The organism is Streptomyces sp. 13-12-16, from assembly GCF_002114215.1.
Taxonomy (GTDB): domain Bacteria; phylum Actinomycetota; class Actinomycetes; order Streptomycetales; family Streptomycetaceae; genus Streptomyces.
This window is the reverse complement of sequence record NZ_NCTE01000740.1, coordinates 1-4,549: the sequence shown is the minus strand read 5'-3', so window position 1 is coordinate 4,549 and position 4,549 is coordinate 1. Positions and strand designations below refer to the sequence as shown.

3 protein-coding genes and 2 pseudogenes are annotated in these 4,549 nt (G+C 72.9%); 3 read left to right on the top strand and 2 right to left on the bottom strand.

The window, feature by feature from the left end; all coding sequences use genetic code 11:
- Both B7767_RS27840 and B7767_RS27835 read left to right on the top strand, forming a co-directional pair.
- A pseudogene (locus B7767_RS27840) lies at positions 1-231 on the top strand (GNAT family N-acetyltransferase); the annotation flags it as partial.
- 30 nt (positions 232-261) lie between these two features.
- Complete coding sequence (locus tag B7767_RS27835) at positions 262-738, top strand: GNAT family N-acetyltransferase (protein ID WP_085574583.1); 477 nt, start codon at positions 262-264, stop codon at positions 736-738.
- On the opposite strand, the gene B7767_RS27830 is transcribed toward B7767_RS27835, so the two are convergent.
- Entirely contained in the window at positions 735-2,348 is a 1,614-nt protein-coding gene (locus tag B7767_RS27830) for an AMP-binding protein (RefSeq protein ID WP_085574582.1), read from the bottom strand. The genes B7767_RS27835 and B7767_RS27830 overlap by 4 nt on opposite strands.
- Positions 2,345-4,018 (bottom strand): AMP-binding protein, encoded by a 1,674-nt coding sequence (locus B7767_RS27825; protein WP_085574581.1) that lies wholly within the window; start codon positions 4,016-4,018, stop codon positions 2,345-2,347. The genes B7767_RS27830 and B7767_RS27825 overlap by 4 nt, the downstream gene beginning before the upstream one ends.
- Before the next feature lie 140 nt (positions 4,019-4,158).
- Between B7767_RS27825 and B7767_RS27820 the strand changes: the two are divergent.
- Positions 4,159-4,549 (top strand): annotated as a pseudogene (locus B7767_RS27820) (helix-turn-helix transcriptional regulator); the annotation flags it as partial.

The window sequence follows — 4,549 nt, the reverse complement described above, 5'->3', positions numbered from 1 at the left end:
CGGGCGCTGCTCGACCGCGCCGCCGCCCACGCCCGCGAGCAGGGCCTGACCGCGCTGACGCTGACCACGTTCGCCGATGTCCCGTGGAACGCCCCGTACTACGCGCGCCTCGGCTTCCGCACGCTGGGCGAGCCCGAACTCACGCCGGGCCTGCGGCGGATCCGCGCCGAGGAGGCCGGGCACGGACTCGACCGGTGGCCGCGCGTGTGCATGCGCCGGGACGTCCCCCCGCGGCCGCGGCACGAGGGCCCGGCCGCCCGGATGACGATCAGGGCGGCGCGCGAGCAGGACTTCCCCGGTTTCCTCGGCCTGGCGGCCCAGGTCGAGCAGTGGTTCGGCCCGATGGTCGGGGAGCCGGGCTTCCACGACGCGGTGCGCGAGCACATCGCCGGCTCCCTGGCGCTCGTCGCCGAGTCCTCGGGTCCTGACCTCCTCGGCGGACTGCTGTTCGGGGGCGAGGCGCCGACGTACCACGTGCACTGGCTCGTCGTCTCGCACCGGGCCCGGGGGAAGGGCGTCGGCGGCGCGCTGATGGCGGAGGCGACGCGCCGGTGGGTGCGCGGGCCGGGTGTCATCGAGGTGGTCACCTTCGGGGCCGACCATCCCGGTGCCGTCGCCGGCGGCGCCCGCGTCTTCTACGAGCGGCTCGGCTTCACCCCCGCCGAGGCCGCCGCTCCGGGTCCGGAGGGCGGCTCCCGGCAGGTCTTCCGGCGGGCGGTCGGCCCGGAACCGCGCTAGCCCGCCGCGTACCGCTCCCTCAGTTCGACCTTGCGCACCTTCCCGGACACCGTCATCGGGAAGGCGTCCAGGAGCTGGAGCCGGCTCGGGATCTTGTAGTGGGCGAGGCGGTCCGCGCAGAAGGCGCGCAGTTCCTCCAGGGTGAGCGGGTCGTCCGGATCGCGCGGGATGACACAGGCGAGCACCTCCTCGCCGTACCGCTCGTGCGCGATCCCGACGACCTGGACGTCCGCGATCTTCGGGTGGGCGTAGAGGAACTCCTCGACCTCGCGCGGGTAGATGTTCTCCCCGCCCCGGATGATCATGTCCTTGATGCGGCCGACGATCTCCACGTAACCGTCCTCGCGCATCACCGCGAGGTCCCCGGTGTGCATCCAGCGGCCCGCGTCGACGGCCTCGGCGGTCTTCCCGGGCTCGTTCCAGTAGCCGAGCATCACGCTGTAGCCACGGGTGCACAACTCCCCCGCCTCACCGCGCGGCCGGGTCACCCCGGTGGCCGGGTCGACGACCTTGACCTCGATGTGCGGCAGCACCCGGCCGACGGTGCCGGTGCGGTGTTCCAGGTCGTCGTCCATGCGGGTCTGGAGCGACACGGGAGACGTCTCGGTCATGCCGTAGCAGATGGAGACCTCCTCCATGTGCATCTCGGCGACCACCCGCTTCATCACCTCCATCGGGCACGGCGAGCCCGCCATGATGCCGGTGCGCAGCGAGGTGAGGTCGTACGACGCGAAGTCGGGCAGGTTCAGTTCGGCGATGAACATGGTGGGCACGCCGTAGAGCGAGGTGCAGCGCTCGCGCTGGACGGCCTCCAGGGTGGCCCCCGGCTCGAAGGAGGGGGCCGGGATGACGATGCAGGCGCCGTGGGAGGTGGCGCCCAGGTTGCCCATGACCATGCCGAAGCAGTGGTAGAACGGCACCGGCAGGCAGACGCGGTCCTGTTCGGTGTAGCCGACGGTGCGGCCCACCCAGTAGCCGTTGTTCAGGATGTTGTGGTGGGAGAGCGTGGCGCCCTTCGGGAAGCCCGTCGTGCCCGAGGTGTACTGGATGTTGACCGGGTCGTCGCAGCTCAGCCCGGCGGCGATCTCGTCGAGTCGCCCGGCCGGTACGGCGGACGCGCCCCCGGTCAGCGCGTCCCAGGAGGGGTCGCCGATGTAGACGGTCTCCCGCAGGCCGGGGCAGGCTCCGCGCACCTGGTCCACCAGCGCCCGGTAGTCGCTGCCCTTGTGGGCGAGCGAGGAGACCAGCAGCGAGATCCCGGACTGCTTGAGCACGTACTCCAGCTCGTGCGCCCGGTAGGCGGGGTTGATGTTCACCATGATGACGCCGATGCGGGCGGTGGCGTACTGCACCAGGACCCACTCGGGGCAGTTGACCGCCCAGATGCCGACCCGGTCGCCCGTCCCGACGCCCTTCGCCAGCAGCCCGCGCGCCACCTCGTCGACGGCGGCGCCGAACTCGGCGTAGGTCCAGCGCCGGCCGGACGGCACGTCGACGAGGGCCTCGCGGTCGGGCCACGCGGCGACGGCCCGGCCGAGGTCGGCGCCGATGGTGTCGCCGAGCAGCGGGGTCGTACTCGTGCCGTGGCTGTACGACAGGGGTGCGGTCACCGGAAGTCCTCCTCGCGGTACTCGTCGGTGGAGCCGGCGGCCGTGGCCTCGCGCAGCTCGATGCGGCGGATCTTCCCGGAGACCGTCTTGGGCAGCTCGCCGAACTCCAGGCGGCGGATCCGCTTGTACGGGGCGAGCGCCTCGCGGGAGTGCTCGAAGAGCACCTTCGCGGTGTCCGGGCCGGGCTCCCAGCCCTCCGCGAGCACGATGTACGCCTTGGGCACGGCCAGCCGCAGCGTGTCCGGGGCCGGCACCACGGCCGCCTCGGCGACCGCCTCGTGCTCCAGCAGGGCGCTCTCCAGCTCGAAGGGGCTGATCTTGTAGTCGCTCGCCTTGAAGACGTCGTCCGCGCGGCCGACGTAGGTGATGTATCCGTCCTCGTCGCGGGAGCCGATGTCACCCGTCCGGTAGTAGCCGCCGGCCATCGCCTCGGCCGTACGGTCCGGGTCGCCGTGGTAGCCGGTCATCAGGCCCACCGGGCGGTCGGAGAGGTCGAGCGCGATCTCGCCCTCGGCGGCGCCGGGCGCGCCGGAGACCGGGTCGAGGAGTTCGACGCGGTAGCCGGGGCTGGGACGGCCCATGGAGCCGGTCTTGAGGACCTGGCCGGGGCTGTTGGAGACCTGGACGGCGGTCTCGGTCTGGCCGAAGCCGTCCCGGATGGTGACGTTCCAGGCGCGCCGGACCTGTTCGATGACCTCGGGGTTGAGCGGCTCACCGGCGGCGACGACCTCGCGGGGCGGGGTGCGCAGCCGGCCCAGGTCGGACTGGATGAGCATGCGCCACACGGTCGGCGGGGCGCAGAACGTGGTGACGCCGGCCTTGTCCATCTCGGCCATCAGGCGGGGCGCGTCGAAGCGGGTGTAGTTGTGCAGGAAGACGGTCGCCTCGGCGTTCCACGGGGCGAACAGGTTGGACCAGGCGTGCTTGGCCCAGCCGGGCGAGGAGATGTTGAGGTGCACGTCACCGGGGCGCAGGCCGATCCAGTACATGGTCGCCAGGTGGCCGATCGGGTACGAGGTGTGGGTGTGCTCCACCAGCTTGGGGCGGGCGGTGGTGCCGGAGGTGAAGTACAGCATCAGGGGGTCGTCGGAGAGGGTGGGCCCGTCGGGCGCGAAGTGCTCGGCGGCGCCGTAGGCGTCCGTGTACGGCTGCCAGCTCCCGGCGGCCCCCTCCCCCACCGCGATCCGGGTGTAGTCGCCGGGCACCGCGTCGAACTTCGCGGTGTCGGCGGCGCGCGCGATCACATGGCGGACGCGGCCCCGCTCGACGCGGTCGCGCAGGTCGGCGGGGCCGAGCAGCGGGGTGGCCGGGATGACCACGGCGCGCAGTTTCATCGCGGCGAGGGCGGTCTCCCACAGCTCGGCCTGGTTGCCGAGCATGACCAGCACCCGGTCCTCGGCGGCCACGCCCCGCTGCCGCAGCCAGTTGGCGACCTGGTCGGAGCGGCGGGCCAGGGCGGCGAAGGACAGCCGGGTCTCGTCGCCGTCCTCCTCGACGAGGTGCAGGGCGGTGCGGTCGTTGCCGTCCGCGATCACGTCGAACCAGTCGAGCGCCCAGTTGAACCGGTCGGGCCGGGGCCAGGCGAAGTCCCGGTGGGCGGTGGCGTAGTCCTCGCGGTGTTCCAGCAGGAAGTCCCGGGCCCTGCGGAACTCCTCCGTCGCCGTCGTCATGTCTCCTCCTCGTGCCGGACCATTGCCGGGCGGCTCCCCGCCATCGTGTAATCCGTGATGCGGGTCTCACTACCCCCGAACGGGGGTGTGCGTCCGTACGGGAGCCGCGGTGAAGGGGCGAACAGGTGACAGCTGACCCGATGGGGGCGGGCGACGCGGTGGAGATCCGCGGGGCGCTGGCCCGGCTGCGGCGTGCGACCGGGCTGCCGGTCGCCTTCGGCGGAGTGGTGGAGCCCGGCCGGCGGCAGGTGCGCATCAGCGAGCTGAGCGGCACCGCGACACCCGCGCTGAGCGCGCTCGCGGTGGTCTCGGGCAACGGTCTGGGCGGCAAGGCGGTGGCGCTGGCCCGGCCGTGCGCGGTGACGGACTACTCCGTCTCGCGGCAGATCAGCCACGAGTACGACGTCCCGGTCGCCGCCGAGGGCCTGCGCGCCGTCGTCGCCGTACCGGTGGTCGTACGGCGGCGGGTGCGGGCCGTGCTCTACGGCGCCCTGCGCACGGCGCACCCCCTGGGCGACCGCACGCTCGGCG

Coding starts and splice junctions, on each gene's coding strand:
- B7767_RS27835 (WP_085574583.1), top strand. CDS start 262: ATGACGATCAGGGCGGCGCGCGAGCAGGACTTCCCCGGTTTCCTCGGC.
- B7767_RS27825 (WP_085574581.1), bottom strand. CDS start 4,018: ATGACGACGGCGACGGAGGAGTTCCGCAGGGCCCGGGACTTCCTGCTG.